Below are 19,362 nucleotides of genomic sequence, written 5' to 3'. Positions count from 1 at the left end.
CGCGGCCGTCTCACGGCTGAGCTGCGTTCCAAAGCATCGAGAGCCCGGCCGCGATCATGATCGCGTCCATCACCAGGCGGAACACGTCCGGCTTCAGATGCAGCACGAAGCGTTTGGCGATGAAGGCGCCTAACATCAGCGAGGAGCCCGCGATCAGGCCCTTGATGAAGATGTCGCCCGTCAGCGCGCCGAAACGCTCGAAGGTCACTGATTTCGCGAAATAGAGGCCGAGCGAGGAGGCCGCCTCGGTGGCAAGGAAAGCGCCCTTGGACAGGCCATAGAACAGGAACAGCGGCACGCTGAGCGGGCCGGTCGAGACCACGATGCCGGTGAGATAGCCGATCACTGCGCCGCCGATCGCGAGATGCCAGAGATTGGCCTTGAGATCGTGCCGTGCAAGCCAGTGCCGCACCGGCACCATCGCGATCAGGAAGCTGCCGATGGCGAGATCGACGGCATGCGAGGGCAGCGCCAGCAACGTCCGCGCACCGAGCGCAGCCGCCGGAATGCCCGTCACCGAATAGGCCGCGCAGGCCCGCCAATCGACCTCGCGCCACCACGCCAAAATCCGGGAAAAATTCGCCATCACCGAGGCCACCGCCATGATCGGCACGGCCTCCTTCGGCCCATAGGCATAGACCAGCACCGGCATCAGCATGATCGACGAGCCCGTGCCGACGATGCCTGAGATGGTGCCGGCGATGAGCCCGACGCTGAGGACGAAGAGGAAGGCCAATGGGATGGCTCCGGGAATCGGAGCAGTCTAGCCGGAGGAAGGCCATGAGTGAATGGCGGCGCCCTGTTCCGCCAGGTCTCTCTCGTGTCCCGGACGCGCTGCAGCGTGTAACGCTGCTGCGCAGAGCCGGGACCCAGGAAGCCACTCATCAAGTGCCGCATGGGCCCCGGCTCAGCAGCGCCTCACTGCGTGCTGCGCTGCGTCCGGGGCACAGAGCGGAGTAACGGCGCACGTCCGTTTCGACGTCGTCATTGCGAGCACAGCGAAGCAATCCAGAAATGCATCCGCGGAAAGACTCTGGATTGCTTCGCTGCGCTCGCAATGACGGAAGATGAGCAGCAGCGCGTTGTCAGCCTTGCTCGTCCATGACGCGCAGCTTCTCGACGCGGCGGCGGAAATCCACATCGGTGGAGAATTCGGCGGAGAGGTAGGAGGAGACGAGATCGACCGCGAGCCAGGCGCCGACGATCTGGGCGCCGATGCACATGACGTTGACGTCGTCATGCTCGACGCTCTGATGGGCGGAGTGGACGTCGTGGCAGACCGCGGCGCGAATGCCCTTCATCTTGTTGGCGGCGATCGAAGCGCCGACGCCGGTGCCGCACACCATGATGCCGCGCGTGGCTTCGCCCGACGTCACCTTCTGCGCGACAGCCCGCGCGATATCCGGAAAATCCACCGGCTTGTCGTCATAGGAGCCGACGTCGATGATGTCGTGGCCGAGCTTGCGGATGTGATCGATGACGGTCTGCTTGAGTGGCCAGCCGGCGTGGTCGGATCCGATGACGAGACGCATGTAGTGTCCTTCTTGATTTGGCATTGACCGTGACAGCCGCACGCGGCTGTCACGGTTCTCGTGGTTTCAGCTGCGCATGTCGGGCGGCAGCTCGACACCGTGGAATTTCTTGTAGATCGCGTTGAGCTTGCCGTTCTTGACGTTCTCGGTGATCCAGGCGTTGAGCTTGTCCATCAAGGGCTGCTCGCCCTTCTTCAGGCCGACAGCAAGGTCGAAACTCGCCAGCGGAATTCGGGACTCGAACACGCGGGAGGGATTCTTCACCCCGATCTGGTTGATGATGGTCGCGGACGAGGCGACACAGTCGACCTGGCCCGAGACGGCCGCCGTCACCATGGTGGCATCGTCGTCATATCGCGCGATCTTGAGTTCCTTGTCCTTCATGTTGGACAGGGTGGTGTCCTGGGTGGTGCCGCGCGAGACGCCGATCGGTTTGTCCTTGAGATCCGGCCAGTCCTTGACGGTCGACGATTTCAGGCAGCCGATATCGGATTGCAGCGTCGCATAGCGCTTGGTGAAGTCGATCACCTTGGCGCGGTCCGGCGTCACCGACAGGGTCGAGATGATGATGTCTGCCTTGCCGGTCAGGACGTTCGGGATGCGGGTCGCGCCGGTGGTCTGGATGAACTCGAGCTCGAGCCCCCAGTCCTTGGCGAGCAGCTGCGCCACTTCGACGTCGGAGCCGGTCGGCTTCATGCTGGAATCCATCATGCCCGAGGGCGGGATGGCAAGATCCGTCGAGATGCGGATCTTCTTCGCCTTCATGATGTCGTCGAGCAGATCGGCCGAGGCCGGCGTGGCCGCCAGCATGATGAGGCCGCACAGCGCGGCGGCGCTCCTCAGAAGTCTCTTGTTGGTCATCCCTGGTTCTCCTCTCCCTGTTATGATTTTAGGTTTCCCGTCCCCACGAATTGCGTGAGTTCGGGCGTGGTCGGCGACGTCAGGATCGAGGCGGGTCCTGTCTCGTGGACCTTGCCGCGATGCATGAACACGATCCGGTCGGCGATGCCTTTGGCGAAGCCCATCTCGTGGGTGACCATCACCATGGTCATGCCGTCAGCCGCCAGTTGCTCGATCACCTTCAGCACTTCGCCGGTGAGCTCTGGATCGAGTGCGGAGGTGACCTCGTCGAACAGCATGACCTTGGGCTGCATCGCGAGCGAGCGGGCGATCGCGGCGCGCTGCTGCTGTCCGCCCGAGAGCTGCTCGGGATAGGCGTGCAGCTTCTCCTCGAGCCCGACCTGTGCGAGCACTTTTCGCGCGAGGTCTTTGGCGTGCGAGCTTGCCATGCCCTTCACCGCGCAGGGTGCGAGCGTGATGTTCTGTTCGATCGTGAGGTGCGGAAACAGGTTGTAGCTTTGGAACACGATGCCGACATCCTGGCGCAGCGCGCGCAAGTTCACATCCGGCCGGTCGACGCGATGTCCGCAGACGATGATCTCGCCGCCGTCGACCTTCTCGAAGCGATCGATGCAGCGCAGCGCCGTGCTCTTGCCGGAGCCGGAGCGGCCGATCAGCGCCAGCACCTCGCCGCGCGCGACGGCAAAGGAGACGCCATCGAGCACCCTGAGCGAGCCGAAGCTTTTCTGCACGTCGCGGAGCGACACGATTGGTTCGGAGGAGGGAGCGTTTTGCTGCATGTCAGGCTGGCGCGAGGTTGGACCTGCCACTCCCCATCCGCCGTTCCAGCCTCTGGCTGAACAGCGACAGGGGATAGCACATGGCGAAATAGACGACGGCGATGATGGCGTAGATGGCGAACGGCTCGAACAGCGAGTTGTTGACGATCTGCCCCGAGCGCATAAGCTCGACGAACCCGACGACGGAGGCGAGTGAGGTGTTCTTGATGATCTGCACCATGAATCCGACGGTCGGCGGCGTCGCGATGCGGATCGCCTGCGGCAGGATCACCTTCATCATGCGCTGTGTCCGGCTCAGCGCCAGGCCCTCGGCGGCTTCCCATTGCGGTTTCGGCACGGACTGGATGCAGCCGCGCCAGATCTCGCCGAGATAGGCGGCGACGTAGAGCGTCAGCGAGGCGCCGGCAGCGACGAGCGGCGAGACCTTGAGGCCGATGGCGGCGAGGCCAAAATAGCCGAGGAAGAGGATGACGAGCAGCGGCGTGCCCTGGATGAGCTGGACATAAACGGCGCTGGCGATCCGCACGGTCTTGAGCGGCGAGATCCGCGCCAGCGCGATCACGAAGCCGACGATGCCGCCGCCGATCAGCGCGATCAGCGATAGACCAATGGTCCACAACGCGCCCTGGCCGAGGAACATCAGGTGATTGATGTTGAGATGTCCGCCCATGGTCATCTCACAACGGCGTGCCGAGCCGGCGCCGGCGCGGAAACAGCACGAGGCCGAGGCCCCAGAAACCGGCACGCATCACCAGCGACAGGATGACGTAGAGGACTGCGACGATGATGTACGTCTCGAACGCCCGGTAGGTGTCCGACTGGATGTAGTTGGCGACCGCGGTGAGCTCCTCGGCCGAGATCTGCGAGCAGACCGAGGAGGCCAGCATCAAGAGCACGAACTGGCTTGTGAGTGCGGGATAGACCTTCTCGATCGCCGGCAGCAGGATGATGTGCCAGTAGATCTGCAGGCGCGACAATGCGAGCCCTTCGGCCGCCTCGATCTGCCCGCGCGGGATGGCCTCGAAGCCGGCGCGCATGATCTCCGCGGTGTAGGCTCCGACATTGATCGTCAGCGCAGCCACGGCCACGGTGAAGGCGGAGAATTTCAGCCCGAGGCTGGCGAGGCCGAAATAGACCAGGAATATCTGCACCAGGAGCGGCGTGTTGCGGATCGTCTCGACATAGGCCTTGCAGGCGCCCGCGATCAGGGCGTTGTGCGTGCCGCGCCCAACCGCGGCGAGCGTGCCGAGCAGGGCACCCAGCACCGTCGCGAAGGCGGCAAGTTCCAGCGTGAGGACGGCGCCAGCCAGAAAACTCGGCCAGCGCTCCAGCACTGCGGGAAAGTCGAGTTGAAGGCCCATCGCCGTCGCGTCAGCCGGTGATCTGGTTGGTCATGCGGTCGTAGACGCGGAACAGCGCCTGGTTGCCGTTGCTGCCTTCACCGTGAGCGCGCGCGTCGACATATTGGCTGGTGACCAGCGCCGTGCCGGGCAGGGGCACGTTCAGTGCCTGCGCATGCTCCTGCACGAGGCGAAGGTCCTTGAGCTGGAGATCGATCCGAAAGCCGGCGGAGACATCGCCCGCGATCATCGCCGGGCCGAGCTTGTCGAGCATCCAGGAGGCGGCGGAGCCACCGAGCAGAACTCGACGCAGCAGATTGAGATCGATGCCCGAGGCGCGCCCCAGGGCGAGAGCTTCGCAGATCGCCTGGATGTTGATGCCGCAGATCAGTTGATTGCAGAGCTTGACGGTTTGCCCGGCGCCGGAGGCGCCGACATGGGTGATGGTGGTGCCCATCGCGCGGAAGAACGGCTCGGCCCGGCTGAAGGCGTCGGCATCGCCGCCGGCCATGATCGAGAGCGCGGCGTTCTTGGCGCCGACCGGGCCGCCCGAGACCGGCGCGTCGATGAAGCTGACGCCGGCCTTTTGCAGCTCGGCATGGATACGGCGAACGGCAACCGGCGAGATCGTGCTCATGTCGACGATCAGCTTGCCGGGCGGAGGGGATTTCAGCAGGCCTTGCTCGCCGTAAATGGTCGCCTCGACATGAGGCGTGTCGGGCAGCATGGTGATGACGATGTCGGCACCTTGCGCTGCATCGGCAGGGCTGTTGGCGCGGATCGCGCCTTCCTTGATACTGTCGGCCAGTGCGGCCTCGTTCAGATCGAAGACGCGAACGGCATGGCCGGCCACCAGGAGGTTGCGCACCATCTCCCGTCCCATCGTGCCGATGCCGATGAAGCCGACATTGCCTGTGTCGTTCCGTCCCATGTTGTCAGTCCACTTCTTGATGATGGTTTCTTGTTTGATTGGCCTGTCGCGATCAGCGTAAGGCGCTGGTCTTGTCAACGTCGCCGACGACGGCACGTCTGCGGTATTCGTCGCCGATGGCAAAATGCTTGCGCAGCGTCGCATCCGCGCGCTCCGGATCGCGCGCGATGATGGCTTCAAAGATGCGGCGGTGATCGTCGATCAGATAGGTCTTCATCGACGGGAAGGCCTGCACCAGCTCGCGGCGGCTGCGATGCGAATGCGTCAGCAGGCCCGCCATCGAACCGTGCAGCACCGTCAGCGTCTCGGAATGGGAGGCGACGACGATGGCGCGATGGAAGTCGAAGTCGGCCATGCCGCCGGCGTCGGCTTCGTCGATTGTCTCGCCGATCTTCGCCAGCGCGCGCTGCAGCCGCTCGAAATCGGCAATGTTGGCACGCTCGCAGGCGAGTCGGATGGCCTGGCATTCGATCGCGACGCGCGCCTGCATGACGTCGTCGAGCATGTCCGCCTGCTGGGCCAGCGCGAAGGTAAAGAAGTCGTTCAGCACCGAGACGTCCGGCCGGGTCACCACGGTGCCGATGCGGTCGCGGATCTCGACGATGCCGAGCACGGTGAGGGCACGCAGCGCCTCGCGCACGATCGGCCGGCTGACGCCGAGCTGGGTGGCGAGCTCGCGCTCGGAGATTAGGCGGTCGCCGGGCTTCAGCGAGCCCGCAAGCAGGCGTTCGCGCAAGAAGGCGAACACCTTCTCGAACCCCTTCTCGCCATCGGTAGCCCGCTTAAGCTCCATCCCGTCCTGCTTGGTCTGATCTTGGTCAGACCAGTATGCTGACCAAAATGCAGAGGTCAAGAGGCCCGGCTCTCAACCCGGGCCGACAATCGCGGTTGCTCTGGTTTGCCTAGGCGCGCGCGTGGGCTACGCGGCAGGTCCGGCCTGGGACCACCGGTCGCCGCCTATCGCCAAGTCGACTCCGCGTCTCCGCTTAGCTCCGCGAGCGGCTATCGCGCTGACTGGGGCGGTTGGTATCGAGGCGCCGCTCGCGGCAAACTGGACGGCAAAGGTCGAATAGCTCCACATCGATCTTGGCAGCACGTATTCGCCGAAGACGTTCATTCTCGACACGACGACTTACCGCTCTCGCGGTTTGCGAGAGCGGTCCAGATTGCGAAAGCCTCAGGCCGCTTTCTCTTTGAGTTCGAATTCCATCTTCCAGGTCGATTGTCCAGGCTGTTTTCGGAATATCCAGACGGTGAGGGTTGAGCCGGGCGGGATTACGATGCTGTCGCCTTCATGCATCGTGAACTGCCGAATATTGCTCTCTGTTGTCCATATCGAATGAGAGTAAACGTCTTTGTCGCTGGCTTTGGTGCAGCTCAGAACTCCTCCGTTCATAACTGCGCGGGTGATAGTCTGGCTAACGGAGGAGTCCATGTGGATAGTAGTCATATGGCATTCTCCAAAAACTTGAATGAACGCCTGATGCTTCCTCAAGTTGTATCAATGTGTCAATGAGCGAGAGCCAAGATTTTAGGGCTGTTTTATTCCCTGGGGTGCTGGTTCGCTGCCTTCAGGCATATCCGGCCTGTCCTCGCGTTCTCCTGGCTTTCAACGGACGCGAGGAGATCAAGCTGGCTTGCCAGCGCGAGATAGGCATTGGCAACGCTGAGAAGGACATTGGCAAGGCGGGGCGCCGGTCTTCCATCGTTGGCGCGTGCTCGATACTGCTCGGCGAGCTTCCGACATTCCTCGGCTTTGAGCATTCAGCCCGCAAAAGGGAGTTGAACGCGACGTCGTTCTCCTCGTTACTAAATCACCTGGCCTCCCTCAGATTCGCAAACGTTCTCCTGCTCCAGCCAGAGACAGCAGCGATTGGGTCAGATCTTGCGGTACGCGTTCCGAGTTGCCATCATCCGTGCAAATCGCGATCATGATGCCGTGACCCTCACGTCTCTCAGAAGCAACGTCCGCGGCCTTTACGAGGGCGCAACGCCGAGCGGCGTGCGCTTCCGCTATGCGCTGCTCGCCTTCGATATCGTGACGGTGCTGTTCATCATCGCGACCTCGTTCCTGCCTCCCAGTGAGATCCTTGAAACGCTCGATGTCCTCTTCGGCCTCATGCTGCTTGCCGACTTCTCGGCACGGCTCATCGTCGATCGGCATCCGTTTCGGAAGTTCAGTCAGCTGGCGACGTGGGCTGACATGGTTGCGATCGTGTCCTTCCTGGCACCGCTTGCCGGAGAGGCGGGCGGCTTTCTCCGGATCCTGCGAACGTTGGGGCTGCTTCGCGACTATCAGATGCTGGTGAGGTTGCGCATCGATTCTCCGTTCTTCCGTCGCAACGAAGAGGTCATCTTCGCCGTCACGAACCTGGCCGTTTTCATCTTCGTCATGACCGGGATCGTTTACGAAACTCAGAAGTTCCGCAACGATGAGATCCGAAACTATGCCGATGCCCTTTATTTCACCGTCACGGCGCTGACGACGACCGGCTTTGGCGACATTACCCTGCCGGGTACGTTCGGTCGTCTGATCACGGTCGTGATCATGATTTTCGGCGTCACGCTGTTCTTCAATCTTGCCCGCGCGCTCCTCAGTCCGCAAAAGGTGCGATTTCCATGCCCGGCCTGCGGACTCCAGAGGCACGATGCCGACGCCGTGCATTGCAAGGCCTGCGGCACCGTTCTCAATATTCCAGATGAGGGGGCAGTTTGAAGAGGTCTCACGGTCGGCGAGGCAGGTGGGACGTCTTCGATGGTGACATCATGCCAGTGTTTTGTCCGACGGATCAACTCCAATTCGGGGTATCTATAAACCATTGACCGGACAGGGGTCTCCTACTGTGCATGGGGTTGTTTTTCATATTTTTGGTTTGGACGCCTCCGCTGCTGACAACATGTTGGCAGCAGGGGCCGGCTACGTCCATCTCCTGACAAGACGGGGAGCGGATCATGCCGATCGAGGCAAGCTGTCATTGCGGTGAGACGGTGTTCGAGGTGACGGAGGCGCCTTCGAGCGTGACACGCTGCACCTGCACGCTCTGCACCAAGCGCGGCGCGTTATGGGCCTATTACACGCCGGCGCAGTTTCGATTGCTGTCACCGGCGGAGAACGTCGCGACCTATCTCTGGGGCAGCCGCACGGTCAAACATCATTTCTGCGCGAATTGCGGCTGCGGCACCTATTCGGAGTCGCCGGACTGGTCGAGCGGCAAGCCCGACTTCGACAATCCCAAGGTCGCCGTCAATGCACGCCTGTTCGACGATTTCGATCTCGACGCCGTGCCGGTGAACGTGATCGACGGCAGGAATTTGTGGTGAGGGTCACCGCAACACCACCCACGCCGGCGCATGATCGCTCGCGCCGTCCTCGCCGCGGATGCTCTTGTCGACGCCGGCTTTTGCCAGACGCGAGGCGAGGGCGGGGCTGAGCAGGAGATGATCGAGCCGCAGGCCCGCATCGCGCAGCCAGCGGTTTCGCTTGTAGTCCCAGAAGGTGTAGATGCGCTGGCCCGGATACAGCTCGCGGATCGCATCGCACCAGCCTTGTTCGACCAGCGAGGCGAAGGCTGCGCGGCTCTTCGGCTGGATCAGCGCATCCTTGTCCCACGAGCGCGTCGGGTAGATGTCGATTTCCGTCGGCGCGACGTTGTAGTCGCCGGCGAGCACCACCGGCAGGTCTTGCTTGATGAAGGTCTTCGCGTGGCGCCTCAGCCGCGCGAACCAGTCGAGCTTGTAGTCGAATTTCGGTCCCGGCTGCGGATTGCCGTTCGGCAGATAGATGCTGGTGACGATGATGCCACGCACGGCGGCTTCGATGTAGCGGGCTTCGAGATCGCCAGGCTTTCCCGGCAAGCGATCGCGGGTCAGCACGGGCGCGGCGTTGCGGGCGAGAATGGCGACGCCGTTCCAAGTCTTTTGTCCACACCACACCGCGCCGTAGCCGGCCTTTTCGATGGCGGCCGCCGGAAATTCGCCATCACTTGCCTTCAACTCTTGAAGTGCGACGATATCGGGCTTCGCGACGCGCATCCATGCCAACAGATTGGGCAGGCGGCGGTTGATGTTGTTGATGTTGAATGTCGCGATCTTCATGTAGAGCTAGCGGCTCCTGCCTTCCGTCACCGGAGATACAATGTCCAAGTTGAGCTTTGTTGCCATCGCACTCGTCGTCGCGTTCTCCGGAGGCGTATCGGCACAAACGTCCGATCCGCGCGGCGCGTGCAAGGCGGACTATGACAAATTCTGCGCCGGCATCGCGCCGGGCGGCGGCCGCGTCGTTGCCTGCCTCAACGGCAAGCGCGACCAGCTCAGCGCTGCCTGCAAGACGGCGATCGACAGCCGGAAGAAGCAGTAGATCTCGTGTCCCGGACCAGCCGCAGCGCGAAAGCGATGCGGCGCAGAGCCGGGACCCAGAAGGCGACACGGTACGCTGTTGAGAGATAGGCCCCGGCTCTGCGGCGCATTACGCCGCGAAGCGCGGCGCACTGCGCTGCGTCCGGGGCACGAGTCGCTTAGCTCGGCAATCGCGGTGGGTTTGCGGGCTGCTCGACCGAGGGCAGCGATGGCGGCGGCTCGGCCGCTTGCACGGATTCAGGCTTGACCAGGGGCTCGACAACATTGCCGCCCTTGTACACGCGGGCATAGCGGTGGCCGAGGCTGGTCAGCACCTCATAGCCGATGGTGCCGAAATGGTGTGCGAGCTCGTCGACGGTGATGCCGTCGCCGAGCAGCGTCGCCATGTGGCCGCGCCGCGCCGCGTTCGGCGGCAGATCGGTGATGTCGATGGCGATCAGGTCCATCGAGATGCGGCCCGCGACCGGGCAGCGCTTGCCGGCCACGATGACCTCGGCGCCGCGGGTGCCGTCATTGGAGCTGGCGGCGCGGAAATAGCCGTCGGCATAGCCGACCGCGATGACCGCCAATTTCGTCGGCCGCCGCGCGGTCCAGGTGCCGCCATAGCCGACGGTCTCGCCGCGCTCGACGTTGCGGATCTGCACGATGCGTGCCTTGAGGTCGACCACCTGCTGCATGGGATTGTCGGCCTCCGGCGTCGGATTGACGCCGTAGAGCGCAGCCCCCGGTCGCACCAGGTCGAACTGGAAGGGCGCGCCGAGAAAGATGCCGGAGGAATTGGCGAGCGCTGCCGGCACGCCTGTGAACTCACTGGCAATGCTGCGGAAGGCCGCGAGCTGTCTTGCATTGACCGGGCTGTTGAGCTGCTCGGCCGAGACCAGATGGCTCATCACCAGTGTGATGCCGTGATCGCCGGCGTTGATGCGGGGGATGATGGCCTGCGCATCCGATAAGGTTAGGCCGAGCCGGTTCATGCCGGTGTCGATGTGAACGGCAGCGCCTCCGTTCCAGCCGGTGCGGCGGCAGAACACGTCCCATTCGGCGAGCTCGTTGAGATCGCCGATCACGGGCCGGCAATTGATCTTGGCGTAGTGCTCGCCGGTGTTCTGGAAATAGCCGCCGAGCACGTAGATCGTGGGCTCCGGAACGGCTGCGCGCACCTTGCGCGCTTCCTCGATGGTGGCGACGAAGAAGGTCTTGCAGCCCGCTTTGCTCAGCGCTCGTGACACCTGCTCGGCGCCGCAGCCATAGGCGTCGGCCTTGATCACCGCCGCGCATTCAGCCGGCACCGCCGTCTTCTCGAGCTTGCGCCAATTGGCGATGATCGCGTCGAGATCGACGGTCAGCACGCCGCCATAGGCGGCGAGCGCGGCAGCCTGATTGGCCTCAGCGGAGAGCGGGCCGGATTGCGGGATCGTTTTCGGGTCGGACGCCATTGTCATGGCGCCGTTTTACGCAAGAGGCCCGCGCCGTTCAACCCAGGGAACAGTCTAGTAGTCGCTGCGATCCGGCAGCTGGCCGTCATGCGCGAGGTCGCCGAAGCGCGTGACCGAGGAATCGAAATGCAGCTCGACCGTGCCGGTCGGGCCGTGGCGCTGCTTGCCGATGATGACTTCGGCGCGGCCGACCGTGCGCTCCATGTCGGCCTGCCATTTGGCGTGCTCCTCGGTGCCGGGACGCGGCTCCTTCATGGCGAGGTAATATTCCTCGCGGAACACGAACAGCACGACGTCGGCGTCCTGCTCGATCGAGCCGGATTCGCGCAGGTCCGAGAGCTGCGGCCGCTTGTCGTCGCGCGATTCCACCTGACGCGAGAGCTGCGACAGCGCGATCACGGGAACGTTGAGCTCCTTGGCCAGCGCCTTCAGGCTGGTGGTGATCTCCGTGATTTCTTGCACGCGGCTGTCGCTGGCGCGCTTGCCCGAGCCTGAGAGCAGCTGGATATAATCGATCACCAGCAGATCGAGGCCCTTCTGGCGCTTGAGGCGGCGCGCGCGCGCCATCAGCTGCGCGATCGACAGGCCGCCGGTCGCGTCGACATAGAACGGCAGCGACTGCAGCTCGATCGAGACCTGCCGGATCTTCTCGAAATCGGCTTCCGAGATGCCGCCGCGCCGGATGTGGGAGGAGGGAATGCCGGTGCGCTCGGCCACGATACGCGTGGCGAGCTGGTCGGCCGACATTTCGCAGGAGAAGAAGCCGATCACGCCGCCATTGGCGGCTTTCATGGTGCCGTCGGCCTGCAGTTCGGGCACGTAGGCCTGGGCGACGTTGTAGGCGATGTTGGTCGCCAGCGAGGTCTTGCCCATGCCGGGACGCCCCGCGACGATGATGAGGTCGGAGTGCTGCAGGCCGCCCATCTTGGTGTCGAGGTCGCGCAGGCCCGTCGAGATGCCCGACAGCTTGCCGTCGCGCTGGAACGCTTTTGCGGCGAGATCGACCGCAACCGTCAGCGCCTGCGAGAATTTTTGGAAGCCGCCGTCATAGCGGCCGGATTCGGCGAGCTCGTAGAGGCGGCGCTCGGCGTCCTCGATCTGCGCCCGCGGAGCGAAGTCGACCGGCGCGTCATAGGCGACATTGACCATGTCCTCGCCGATGCCGATCAGGTCGCGCCGCAGCGACAGGTCGTAGATGGTGCGGCCGTAGTCTTGGGCGTTGATGATGGTGGTGGCTTCGGCCGCAAGCCGCGCCAGATATTGCCCGATGGTCATGCCGCCGACATCGGTATCGGCCGGCAGGAAGGTCTTTAGCGTGACGGGCGTCGCGATCTTGCCCATCCGGATCAGGCTGCCGGCGGTCTCGAAGATGGTCTGGTGCAGCGGCTCGAAGAAATGCTTCGCCTCCAGGAAGTCGGAGACGCGGTAGAAGGCGTCGTTGTTGACCAGGATTGCGCCCAGGAGGCTCTGTTCCGCCTCGATATTGTGCGGCGCGCTCCGATAAGCGGGAGTCCCAGCATCGGGCGCGAGTTTGAGAACGTTCGAATCAGTCAGGGCCATGGTCGGACGTGTTTAGCAATTTTCTTGGGCGGATGCGGGGCCGGGATAAAGCGCCGCCTCAAGCCAAAGCGGAAGCGAAAGCTGGCCGCTATCAACCGCTCAGTTAAAATGGTGGATGATTGGCAGCTGCGGCACGCGCCGCGCTTGACGGGATTTTCGCGGAACCGGTGCGCGCTGGAAGCGGCCGCACGGTCACGCCATGGAAAAATCCTGAAATCCATGAACCCTGTCGACTAGCGCGCAGACCTATCGAGGAGCGCGCGAAATTGACGCACGCTGGCCGGCTTCGGCTCGGGTTCAGACCAGCAGGAGGTAGACCAGCGCAACCAGCGCCGCCCCAACGCCGGTGACGATCAGGGCATAATCGGTGCGGAGGTCGTCCTGCACGTCGAATGAGGTTCGGGTCTTTTTGCTCATGGCAGCCATCTAAGCCAGCCCCGACCAGACTTATGTGAAGCAGATCACATCTCCCCGGATTCTTTCGGGGCTAATGCCGGAACAGACAGGCGGGCCGGAGATTGTCCCTTTCCCCGCCAACAGGAACACGAGGCGAGCGATGCGGCCAGAACGGCAGCACCAGAACTGGCGAAGCGAGGCAGGCAGCCGGCTTTGGCTGGCCGGATTGATCGCGGCCATGAAGCACGCTGAACGCCCTGACGTGCGTCGCCAGCCGGTCGCACCCGAGATCCTGCTGGAATTGCGGGCGCAACTGGCGTTAACGGCCTCCCTCCGGACCCTTCAGATTTCGAGCCTGCGTCACTAGGACCTCTGACTAGGGACTTGGCCCAATAGGGGACTTGGCCCTATTCACCAGCCAGCTTGAGCCAGGGCTTGCTCGCACCTTCTCGCGCCCGCAGCCGGGCTTCCTCCCGCGGGATGTAGTCGCGGATCATCGGCACCACGCCCTGGCGACGGGTGAGCTGGATCTGGAAGTTCATCATGGCTTGCTTGCGGAACGTCATCTCGCAGGCCGCCAGATAGAATTCCCACATCAGGGCGAAGCGCTCATCGTAGAGCTGCACGGCCTCCTCGCGCCGCGCCATGAAGCGCTCCCGCCAGGCCTTCAGCGTCTCGGCATAGTGCAGGCGCAGAATTTCGATGTCGCAGACCAAGAGGCCCGCGCGCTCGATCGCCGGCAGCGCTTCCGATAGGGCGGGGATGTAGCCGCCGGGGAAGATGTATTTGGCGATCCAGGGATTGGTCGAATCCGGGCCCTGCGAACGGCCGATCGAATGCAGCAGCATGACGCCGTCCTCGCTCAGCAGTTCGGCGCAGCGCTGGAAGTAGGCGTCGTAGAACCTTGCTCCGACATGTTCGAACATGCCGACCGAAACGATGCGGTCGAACTTACCGTCAATGTCGCGGTAATCCTGGAGCAGGAATCTGGCCGAGGCCGTCAGGCCCTTTTCGGCTGCGCGCGCATTGGCGACCTGCAACTGCTCGGTCGACAACGTGACGCCGGTGACATCGGCGCCTGCGATCTCGGCGAGATAGAGCCCTAGGCCGCCCCAGCCGGAGCCGATGTCGAGCACCCGCTGGCCGTCCTTGATGAGAAGCTTCGCCGCAATGTGCCGTTTCTTGGCAAGCTGTGCGTCGTCCAGCGGCATCTCGGGCGTTTCGAAATAGGCGCAGCTATATTGCTTGTCGGCATCGAGAAAGAGCGAATACAGTCGGCCGTCGAGATCGTAGTGGTGCGCCACATTGCTGCGAGAGCGCGAGCGCGGGTTGAACTGCTTCAGGTGTCGCGTCAGGTAGCGCAGGTGCCACCAGGGTTTTGCCCACTGCGGCAATAGGTCGGGTTGATCGAGCAGGATCGCGAGGGCATCAGCTATGGTGCCGCGTTCGACCACGAACTCGCCGTCCATATAGGCCTCGCCAAGCCCCAGCTCGGGATTGATGAGGACCTTCCGCTCCGCGTCCGCGGTGACGAAGCGCACGGCCACCGGCTCGCCAGAGCCGTCGCCGACGGTAAACTTCGATCCGCTTGCGCTGGTCACCGTCATCGACCCGCGGCGGATGAATTGAGACAGGAATCTGCGCAACAAGCGGTCCATCGGCACTTCCTCTCGAGCGAACCCGAAAGATGCGACTAACCCGGCCTTCATATCTGACGCCCAGGCGCCGCAGCGGTTCCTATGCGTTTGCATCTAAATGTAGCGAGGCGGTTCCGGCCGCGCTATTGCACTGTACTCAAAGCCGATATTCGAAAACTGCTTAGTCACGTCCTTGCGCGTGGGGCCTGCTTCCATTCGCGGCTCAATCGGTTAAAAGGTGACCCGCCGCCGCGTAGGATGCCGGCTGCATTCGCGTTAAATTCAACGGAGATAATGGGAATGTCGAGCCGAGCGCTCAGCCTCGCGACGGTATTGCTTCTGATCGGCTTCGGTGCGGCCGATTCCGTTCTTGCGCAGGCGACGAACCTTGAGGCCGGCAAGACCCCGTCCCAGCTATTCGCGCAGACCTGCAATGCCTGCCACAAGAGCCCGCGCGGACTTCTGAAATCCGTGGCGCCGGGCTCGCTGCCGGGATTCCTGCGCCAGCACTACACCACGAGTTCGGACATGGCGGGCGTCCTCGCCTCCTACCTGGTCTCGAACGGTGCCACCGACACCCGCTACCAGGCCAAGGATGGCAAGAAGGACGGCGCTAAGGAGAAGGAAGCGAGCACCGCTCCGGGCCAGTCGCCTGAGCATCAGGGCCGCCGCCATCGCTCGCAAGAGGCCACCAAGCCCGAGGGCGAGGGCGCCGCTCCGGTCGCTGAGGGCGCGCGCCAGAAGCGTGCGGCGCGGCCTGCCGACGACGGCGCCAAGCCGGAAGGACAGGCAGCGCCCGAGGCACGCAAAGGCAAGCGGCGCGCTAAGCAGGCGCCTGAGGAAGCCCCTAAGGTCGATGCTGCCGCCCCGGCTACCGAAGACAAGAAGAGCGAGTCCAAGCCTGAGACCGCCAAGCCTGAGACCGCCAAGCCTGAGACCGTCAAGCCCGACAGTGCCAAGGCCGAGCCCGATAGTGGCAAGGCATCCGAGAAGCCCGCCGAGACCAAGCCTGATAGTGCGAAGGTCGACCCGCGCGAGGCTCCGGCATTACGACCCGACCCCGTCCCGCAAGCGACGCCGGCTGCACCTGCCGCCGCAAAGCCTGCCGAGCCGGCGCCCAAGCCGGCAGAAGAGGCTGCTTCCAAGCCGGCCGCGCCTGCGGCCAGCTCCGAACCGGCGGCCAAGTCGCAGCAGGAGCAGGCATCGCCCGCGGCCGCTGCAGCCCCGCCCGCGGCGCCAGCCGAATCATCCGGTCCGCCGACACCGCCGATCTCGCGCTAAGCCCACCACGTTCTTTAGACCGATATGCGGAGGCCGCCTTCATCGCGGCCTTCGCATCGTATTGACCCGGACTAGAGTAGGGCTCTAGAGTAATGCTCTAGGAGGCGCCGATGGCGAACAGCGTGCGAGACGATCTGTTGGCAGCCGGACTGATGGTGTTCGATCGCGTCGGCTTCGAAGCCGCGACGGTCGCCGCGATCCGCACCCGGGCGCGCGCCTCCAATGGCAGCTTCTTTCACGTCTTCGGCTCGAAGAAAGAGCTCGCCGGCGCGCTGTTTCTGGAGGTCCTGCGGCACTATCACGCCGCGGTGCTGGCCGCGCTTGATCCCGTCCCCAACGCGGAGCAGGGCATCGATCGCCTGATCCGGGCGCACCTCGACTGGGTCGTCACCAGCCGGCGCGAGGCGCGCTACCTCTTCGAGATCTCGCGCAGCGAATGGGGCGAGGACGTGCGCGACGCCCAGCGCGCACAGAATGCGCGGCTTGCCGAAGGCATTGAACGCTGGCGCGCGCCGCTGGTTGCAAGCGGCGAGCTTCTGCCGATGACGCCGGTGATGTTCGTCAGCCAGCTGATCGGTCCGGCGCAGATCTTCTGCCGCGCCTACCTGTCGGGGCGCGAACGCACCGATCCGCGAACTGAGGCCGACGCGCTGATCGCCCTAGCCAATCGTGCGCTGAGGCCATGCGACCGGATCAACAAGCAATAAGGAGAGACCGCATGCGAGTCGAAGCTGATCCGGAATTCGCGCCAATTGCCGAGCGCATCCACACCAATGTCAGCCGGCAGGGTGGAGCGCCGGCCGGAGCTGCTGCAGCAGCACGGCTTCTTTCATGGCGGCGTGACCGCCTTCCTGGTCGACAACGCCACGACGATCGCAGCCGCAACCTCGCGCGGCCAGCCGGCGCTGACGGCCGAATACAAGCTCAATCTGTTGTCGCCGGCGGTCGGGGAGAAGCTGATCTGCCGTGCCAGGGTGATCAAGCCGGGCCGCCAAGTGTCGGTGGTTGCGGCCGACGTGTTCTGCGTCAGCGATGGCGTCGAGAAGCACACGGCAACCGCGCTGGCCTCGATCGCGATGCTGAGCGAGGACGTCGCCGCCAAAACGAAAAGCCCGGCCGCCTGAGGCGGCCGGGCTTTCGATGCTTGTCATTGCCGGGCTTGACCCGGCAATCCATCCTTCAACAAGAGTCTTTTTTTGGTGATGGATGCGCGGGTCAAGCCCGCGCATGACGTGCAGTACATGTAGCCTTACTTCTCTTCCGCAGCCGGCGCCGGCGCGACCTCTTCGTGCTGAGCTTCCGGATCGAAGAACTCGCCGGCGGCGGCGATCGCCTCGGCGGCCGCATCGCGATCCTCGTTCCGGGTCGAGATGTCCTCGCCGCGGTTGATGCGCTCGGCCTCGTCCTGGCTGCGCGCAACGGTCACGGTGATCTCGACCTCGACCTCGGGGTGAACCGCAACGGTGACCGTGTGCTTGCCGATGACCTTGATCGGTGCGTCGAGCTGCACCTGCGGGCGGTCGAGATGGACGCCGTCGGTCTCGAAGGCGGCGACGAGGTCGCGCACCGTGACCGAGCCGAACAGCTGGCCGGCTTCGGAGGCCTGGCGGATCACGATGATGTTCTTGCCCTCGATCTTCTCGGCGACCTTGGACGCTTCGCCCTTGGCCTTGAGGTTGCGGGCTTCGAGCTCGGCCTTCATGCCGTCATACTTGGCCCGGTTGTCGGCGGTGGCGCGCAGCGCCTTGCCGCGCTTGAGCAGGAAATTGCGGGCGTAGCCGTCGCGAACCTTCACGACTTCGCCCATCTGGCCGAGCTTGTTGACGCGTTCCAGCAAAATGACTTCCATATTCGTTCTCCTTTTGAAGTGCTCTGTAAGTTTCAGTTTCGGGTGACTTTACGGGGTCGGCAGTGGTGGCGGCTGCCGGCTGCGCAGGAAGCGCTCGCGGAAGCCGAACACGGCATCCGCGAGGCCGAGGATCACCATCGCGATCACGGGCCATCCGAACACGACGACGACGGCGTAGGTGGAGCCGAGCCAGAACGTGCGGCTCTTCAGCGCGAGCGTGAGCGTATGCAGTACGGCGAAACCGGTCAGCGCATAGCCCATCATCAGCGCGGCCGTGGCGATCTGCGCGACGATGGCGAGCAGCCCGCCAGTGAAGCAGAGGGCGAGGGCGATGCAGAGCGCCACCAGCGTCATGGGCGGCAGCTCGGCGGTCATCAGATCCGGCCAGGGACGGCGCAGCCGGCCTGACGTCGCGGTCACCTTGGCGCTGAGCCAGAGGTTGAGAGTCAGCGTCATCATCGCGATGATGGTGGCGGCGGCTGGCGCGATGCGCACCAGCGCGTCGACGAACTGACTGGCTTCGCCCGAGGTCTGCGGGTCGGTGGCGCGGAGGAGGCGCATCAGGCCGCGCCGCAGCGTGCCGGTAATGGTTTCGGCGTCGGTGCCGAGCGTGAGCAGAGCGGCGATCGTGGTCAGCATGGCGAAGCCTGCGATCCAGAGCAGGATGCGGCCGACCGGGTACCACTCGATCTCGGGCTCGGCCGGCGGTTCGGCGGTGGTGGCGTCCGTCGCGACACTTCCCACCTGCCGACCGAGCAGGACGAGATGGCCGAGCCACCAGGCGGGCAACGCGACGGTGACGGCGAAGGCGATGCAGTAGGGCAGGCCGAACAGGGCGCCGAGGCCGATCGCAGCGGCAATGCCGCCGAGGCTCGCGCAAAGCGGTCCCCAGCCGATCGCGGCGACCATCAACGGCAGAGGTGCGAGATAGAACAGGACGAGCGAGATCAGCGCGCCCGAGATGATTGAGGCGAACATCAGGGCCGACGCGGCGCCGGCGATCAGGGCTATCAGTCCAAAGGCCATCATCAGCTGTCCCGCTCCCTTCGAGCGGTTAGAGGCGTCTTTTGCCCCAACCATCGGCGACCGGACGATCCGGAAGCCTTATGAGTTCAGAAAGTGGCGACCGGCGGCGCGATGGCCGCCGGCCGAATTGGTCGTCTTAGCGAATGACGTAGGGCAGCAGACCCAGGAAGCGCGCACGCTTGATGGCGCGGGCGAGCTCACGCTGCTTCTTCGCGGACACCGCGGTGATGCGGCTCGGTACGATCTTGCCGCGCTCGGAGACGTAACGCATCAGCAGCTTGGAGTCCTTGTAGTCGATCTTCGGCGCATTGGCGCCCGTGAACGGGCAGCTCTTGCGACGACGGAAAAACGGGCGACGTGCACCAGCTTCAGCCATTG

23 protein-coding genes and 1 pseudogene are annotated in these 19,362 nt (G+C 64.0%); 7 read left to right on the top strand and 17 right to left on the bottom strand.

Translation table 11 applies throughout. The features are described from left to right. Nucleotides 1-10 precede the first annotated feature (10 nt). The 10 genes from P6U29_RS24215 to P6U29_RS24170 form a co-directional block, all read right to left on the bottom strand. A complete protein-coding gene (locus P6U29_RS24215) occupies nt 11-736 on the bottom strand; it encodes a sulfite exporter TauE/SafE family protein (RefSeq protein WP_407112623.1) in 726 nt (241 codons plus the stop codon). Nucleotides 737-1,085: 349 nt separating this feature from the next. Then, nucleotides 1,086-1,532 carry a ribose 5-phosphate isomerase B gene (gene rpiB, locus P6U29_RS24210; RefSeq protein WP_407112622.1) on the bottom strand — a complete coding sequence of 149 codons (447 nt, stop codon included), beginning with the start codon at nt 1,530-1,532 and terminating at the stop codon, nt 1,086-1,088. Between the two features lie 66 nt (nt 1,533-1,598). Continuing rightward, complete coding sequence (locus tag P6U29_RS24205) at nt 1,599-2,393, bottom strand: transporter substrate-binding domain-containing protein (RefSeq protein ID WP_407112621.1); 795 nt, start codon at nt 2,391-2,393, stop codon at nt 1,599-1,601. A gap of 20 nt (nt 2,394-2,413) precedes the next feature. Beyond that, the gene (locus tag P6U29_RS24200; RefSeq protein ID WP_407112620.1) at nt 2,414-3,172 is read right to left on the bottom strand and encodes an amino acid ABC transporter ATP-binding protein; all 759 of its coding nucleotides are present in this window, start codon (nt 3,170-3,172) and stop codon (nt 2,414-2,416) included. Nucleotide 3,173: 1 nt separating this feature from the next. Then, a complete protein-coding gene (locus P6U29_RS24195; protein WP_407112619.1) occupies nt 3,174-3,842 on the bottom strand; it encodes an amino acid ABC transporter permease in 669 nt (222 codons plus the stop codon). A 7-nt stretch (nt 3,843-3,849) separates the two neighbouring features. After that, the gene (locus P6U29_RS24190; RefSeq protein ID WP_407112618.1) at nt 3,850-4,533 is read right to left on the bottom strand and encodes an amino acid ABC transporter permease; all 684 of its coding nucleotides are present in this window, start codon (nt 4,531-4,533) and stop codon (nt 3,850-3,852) included. A gap of 10 nt (nt 4,534-4,543) precedes the next feature. After that, a complete protein-coding gene (locus P6U29_RS24185) occupies nt 4,544-5,443 on the bottom strand; it encodes an NAD(P)-dependent oxidoreductase (RefSeq protein WP_407112617.1) in 900 nt (299 codons plus the stop codon). A 52-nt stretch (nt 5,444-5,495) separates the two neighbouring features. Further along, nucleotides 5,496-6,236 (bottom strand): FadR/GntR family transcriptional regulator, encoded by a 741-nt coding sequence (locus P6U29_RS24180; RefSeq protein WP_407112616.1) that lies wholly within the window; start codon nt 6,234-6,236, stop codon nt 5,496-5,498. A 384-nt stretch (nt 6,237-6,620) separates the two neighbouring features. Beyond that, complete coding sequence (locus P6U29_RS24175; RefSeq protein WP_407112615.1) at nt 6,621-6,893, bottom strand: hypothetical protein; 273 nt, start codon at nt 6,891-6,893, stop codon at nt 6,621-6,623. A 92-nt stretch (nt 6,894-6,985) separates the two neighbouring features. Further along, nucleotides 6,986-7,207, bottom strand: a complete 222-nt coding sequence (locus P6U29_RS24170) for a hypothetical protein (RefSeq protein WP_407112614.1) — start codon at nt 7,205-7,207, stop codon at nt 6,986-6,988. A gap of 175 nt (nt 7,208-7,382) precedes the next feature. Between P6U29_RS24170 and P6U29_RS24165 the strand changes: the two genes are divergently transcribed. After that, a complete protein-coding gene (locus tag P6U29_RS24165; RefSeq protein ID WP_407119414.1) occupies nt 7,383-8,159 on the top strand; it encodes a potassium channel family protein in 777 nt (258 codons plus the stop codon). Between the two features lie 236 nt (nt 8,160-8,395). Next, nucleotides 8,396-8,764: a GFA family protein gene (locus tag P6U29_RS24160; protein WP_407112613.1), complete on the top strand. Its 369-nt coding sequence runs from the start codon at nt 8,396-8,398 to the stop codon at nt 8,762-8,764. A 3-nt stretch (nt 8,765-8,767) separates the two neighbouring features. Here the strand turns inward: P6U29_RS24160 and P6U29_RS24155 are convergent, their stop codons facing one another. Further along, nucleotides 8,768-9,538 (bottom strand): exodeoxyribonuclease III, encoded by a 771-nt coding sequence (locus P6U29_RS24155; RefSeq protein ID WP_407112612.1) that lies wholly within the window; start codon nt 9,536-9,538, stop codon nt 8,768-8,770. 40 nt (nt 9,539-9,578) lie between these two features. Between P6U29_RS24155 and P6U29_RS24150 the strand changes: the two genes are divergently transcribed. Further along, nucleotides 9,579-9,800 carry a cysteine rich repeat-containing protein gene (locus P6U29_RS24150; RefSeq protein WP_407112611.1) on the top strand — a complete coding sequence of 74 codons (222 nt, stop codon included), beginning with the start codon at nt 9,579-9,581 and terminating at the stop codon, nt 9,798-9,800. 157 nt (nt 9,801-9,957) lie between these two features. Here the strand turns inward: P6U29_RS24150 and alr are convergent, their stop codons facing one another. Further along, nucleotides 9,958-11,235, bottom strand: a complete 1,278-nt coding sequence (gene alr / locus P6U29_RS24145; protein ID WP_407119413.1) for an alanine racemase — start codon at nt 11,233-11,235, stop codon at nt 9,958-9,960. A gap of 54 nt (nt 11,236-11,289) precedes the next feature. After that, entirely contained in the window at nt 11,290-12,795 is a 1,506-nt protein-coding gene (locus P6U29_RS24140; RefSeq protein WP_407112610.1) for a replicative DNA helicase, read from the bottom strand. A 556-nt stretch (nt 12,796-13,351) separates the two neighbouring features. Between P6U29_RS24140 and P6U29_RS24135 the strand changes: the two genes are divergently transcribed. Continuing rightward, nucleotides 13,352-13,558, top strand: a complete 207-nt coding sequence (locus P6U29_RS24135) for a transcriptional regulator (RefSeq protein ID WP_407112609.1) — start codon at nt 13,352-13,354, stop codon at nt 13,556-13,558. Nucleotides 13,559-13,598: 40 nt separating this feature from the next. Here the strand turns inward: P6U29_RS24135 and P6U29_RS24130 are convergent, their stop codons facing one another. Further along, nucleotides 13,599-14,849 (bottom strand): class I SAM-dependent methyltransferase, encoded by a 1,251-nt coding sequence (locus P6U29_RS24130; protein WP_407112608.1) that lies wholly within the window; start codon nt 14,847-14,849, stop codon nt 13,599-13,601. Nucleotides 14,850-15,128: 279 nt separating this feature from the next. On the opposite strand from P6U29_RS24130, the gene P6U29_RS24125 reads away from it, so the two are divergent. The 3 genes and pseudogenes from P6U29_RS24125 to P6U29_RS24115 all read left to right on the top strand — a co-directional run bounded on the left by P6U29_RS24125 (nt 15,129) and on the right by P6U29_RS24115 (nt 17,233). Then, on the top strand, nt 15,129-16,109 hold the full coding sequence (locus P6U29_RS24125) for a hypothetical protein (protein WP_407112607.1): 981 nt from the start codon (nt 15,129-15,131) through the stop codon (nt 16,107-16,109). Nucleotides 16,110-16,219: 110 nt separating this feature from the next. Continuing rightward, nucleotides 16,220-16,816 (top strand): TetR/AcrR family transcriptional regulator, encoded by a 597-nt coding sequence (locus P6U29_RS24120; protein ID WP_407112606.1) that lies wholly within the window; start codon nt 16,220-16,222, stop codon nt 16,814-16,816. Between the two features lie 11 nt (nt 16,817-16,827). Beyond that, nucleotides 16,828-17,233: pseudogene (locus P6U29_RS24115) on the top strand (PaaI family thioesterase). A 125-nt stretch (nt 17,234-17,358) separates the two neighbouring features. Here P6U29_RS24115 and rplI read toward each other — a convergent pair. From rplI to rpsR, 3 genes are all read right to left on the bottom strand, one after another. Then, entirely contained in the window at nt 17,359-17,958 is a 600-nt protein-coding gene (gene rplI, locus P6U29_RS24110) for a 50S ribosomal protein L9 (RefSeq protein ID WP_407112605.1), read from the bottom strand. A 48-nt stretch (nt 17,959-18,006) separates the two neighbouring features. After that, the gene (locus P6U29_RS24105; RefSeq protein ID WP_407112604.1) at nt 18,007-18,987 is read right to left on the bottom strand and encodes a hypothetical protein; all 981 of its coding nucleotides are present in this window, start codon (nt 18,985-18,987) and stop codon (nt 18,007-18,009) included. A gap of 133 nt (nt 18,988-19,120) precedes the next feature. After that, nucleotides 19,121-19,360, bottom strand: coding sequence for a 30S ribosomal protein S18 (rpsR, locus tag P6U29_RS24100; RefSeq protein WP_007592020.1), 240 nt, complete (start codon nt 19,358-19,360; stop codon nt 19,121-19,123). Nucleotides 19,361-19,362 lie beyond the last annotated feature (2 nt).

It is taken from the genome of Bradyrhizobium sp. LMG 9283 (assembly GCF_045571415.1).
In the GTDB taxonomy this organism is placed as follows: Bacteria; Pseudomonadota; Alphaproteobacteria; order Rhizobiales; family Xanthobacteraceae; genus Bradyrhizobium.
This window is presented reverse-complemented; position numbering and strand designations above follow the sequence as displayed.

Excerpts from the sequence above, each read along its gene's own strand:
- rpiB (WP_407112622.1), bottom strand. The coding sequence starts at position 1,532 with ATGCGTCTCGTCATCGGATCCGACCACGCCGGCTGGCCACTCAAGCAG.
- P6U29_RS24205 (WP_407112621.1), bottom strand. The coding sequence starts at position 2,393 with ATGACCAACAAGAGACTTCTGAGGAGCGCCGCCGCGCTGTGCGGCCTC.
- P6U29_RS24200 (WP_407112620.1), bottom strand. The coding sequence starts at position 3,172 with ATGCAGCAAAACGCTCCCTCCTCCGAACCAATCGTGTCGCTCCGCGAC.
- P6U29_RS24195 (WP_407112619.1), bottom strand. The coding sequence starts at position 3,842 with ATGGGCGGACATCTCAACATCAATCACCTGATGTTCCTCGGCCAGGGC.
- P6U29_RS24190 (WP_407112618.1), bottom strand. The coding sequence starts at position 4,533 with ATGGGCCTTCAACTCGACTTTCCCGCAGTGCTGGAGCGCTGGCCGAGT.
- P6U29_RS24185 (WP_407112617.1), bottom strand. The coding sequence starts at position 5,443 with ATGGGACGGAACGACACAGGCAATGTCGGCTTCATCGGCATCGGCACG.
- P6U29_RS24180 (WP_407112616.1), bottom strand. The coding sequence starts at position 6,236 with ATGGAGCTTAAGCGGGCTACCGATGGCGAGAAGGGGTTCGAGAAGGTG.
- P6U29_RS24175 (WP_407112615.1), bottom strand. The coding sequence starts at position 6,893 with ATGACTACTATCCACATGGACTCCTCCGTTAGCCAGACTATCACCCGC.
- P6U29_RS24170 (WP_407112614.1), bottom strand. The coding sequence starts at position 7,207 with ATGCTCAAAGCCGAGGAATGTCGGAAGCTCGCCGAGCAGTATCGAGCA.
- P6U29_RS24160 (WP_407112613.1), top strand. The coding sequence starts at position 8,396 with ATGCCGATCGAGGCAAGCTGTCATTGCGGTGAGACGGTGTTCGAGGTG.
- P6U29_RS24155 (WP_407112612.1), bottom strand. The coding sequence starts at position 9,538 with ATGAAGATCGCGACATTCAACATCAACAACATCAACCGCCGCCTGCCC.
- P6U29_RS24150 (WP_407112611.1), top strand. The coding sequence starts at position 9,579 with ATGTCCAAGTTGAGCTTTGTTGCCATCGCACTCGTCGTCGCGTTCTCC.
- alr (WP_407119413.1), bottom strand. The coding sequence starts at position 11,235 with ATGGCGTCCGACCCGAAAACGATCCCGCAATCCGGCCCGCTCTCCGCT.
- P6U29_RS24140 (WP_407112610.1), bottom strand. The coding sequence starts at position 12,795 with ATGGCCCTGACTGATTCGAACGTTCTCAAACTCGCGCCCGATGCTGGG.
- P6U29_RS24135 (WP_407112609.1), top strand. The coding sequence starts at position 13,352 with ATGCGGCCAGAACGGCAGCACCAGAACTGGCGAAGCGAGGCAGGCAGC.
- P6U29_RS24130 (WP_407112608.1), bottom strand. The coding sequence starts at position 14,849 with ATGGACCGCTTGTTGCGCAGATTCCTGTCTCAATTCATCCGCCGCGGG.
- P6U29_RS24125 (WP_407112607.1), top strand. The coding sequence starts at position 15,129 with ATGTCGAGCCGAGCGCTCAGCCTCGCGACGGTATTGCTTCTGATCGGC.
- P6U29_RS24120 (WP_407112606.1), top strand. The coding sequence starts at position 16,220 with ATGGCGAACAGCGTGCGAGACGATCTGTTGGCAGCCGGACTGATGGTG.
- rplI (WP_407112605.1), bottom strand. The coding sequence starts at position 17,958 with ATGGAAGTCATTTTGCTGGAACGCGTCAACAAGCTCGGCCAGATGGGC.
- P6U29_RS24105 (WP_407112604.1), bottom strand. The coding sequence starts at position 18,987 with ATGATGGCCTTTGGACTGATAGCCCTGATCGCCGGCGCCGCGTCGGCC.
- rpsR (WP_007592020.1), bottom strand. The coding sequence starts at position 19,360 with ATGGCTGAAGCTGGTGCACGTCGCCCGTTTTTCCGTCGTCGCAAGAGC.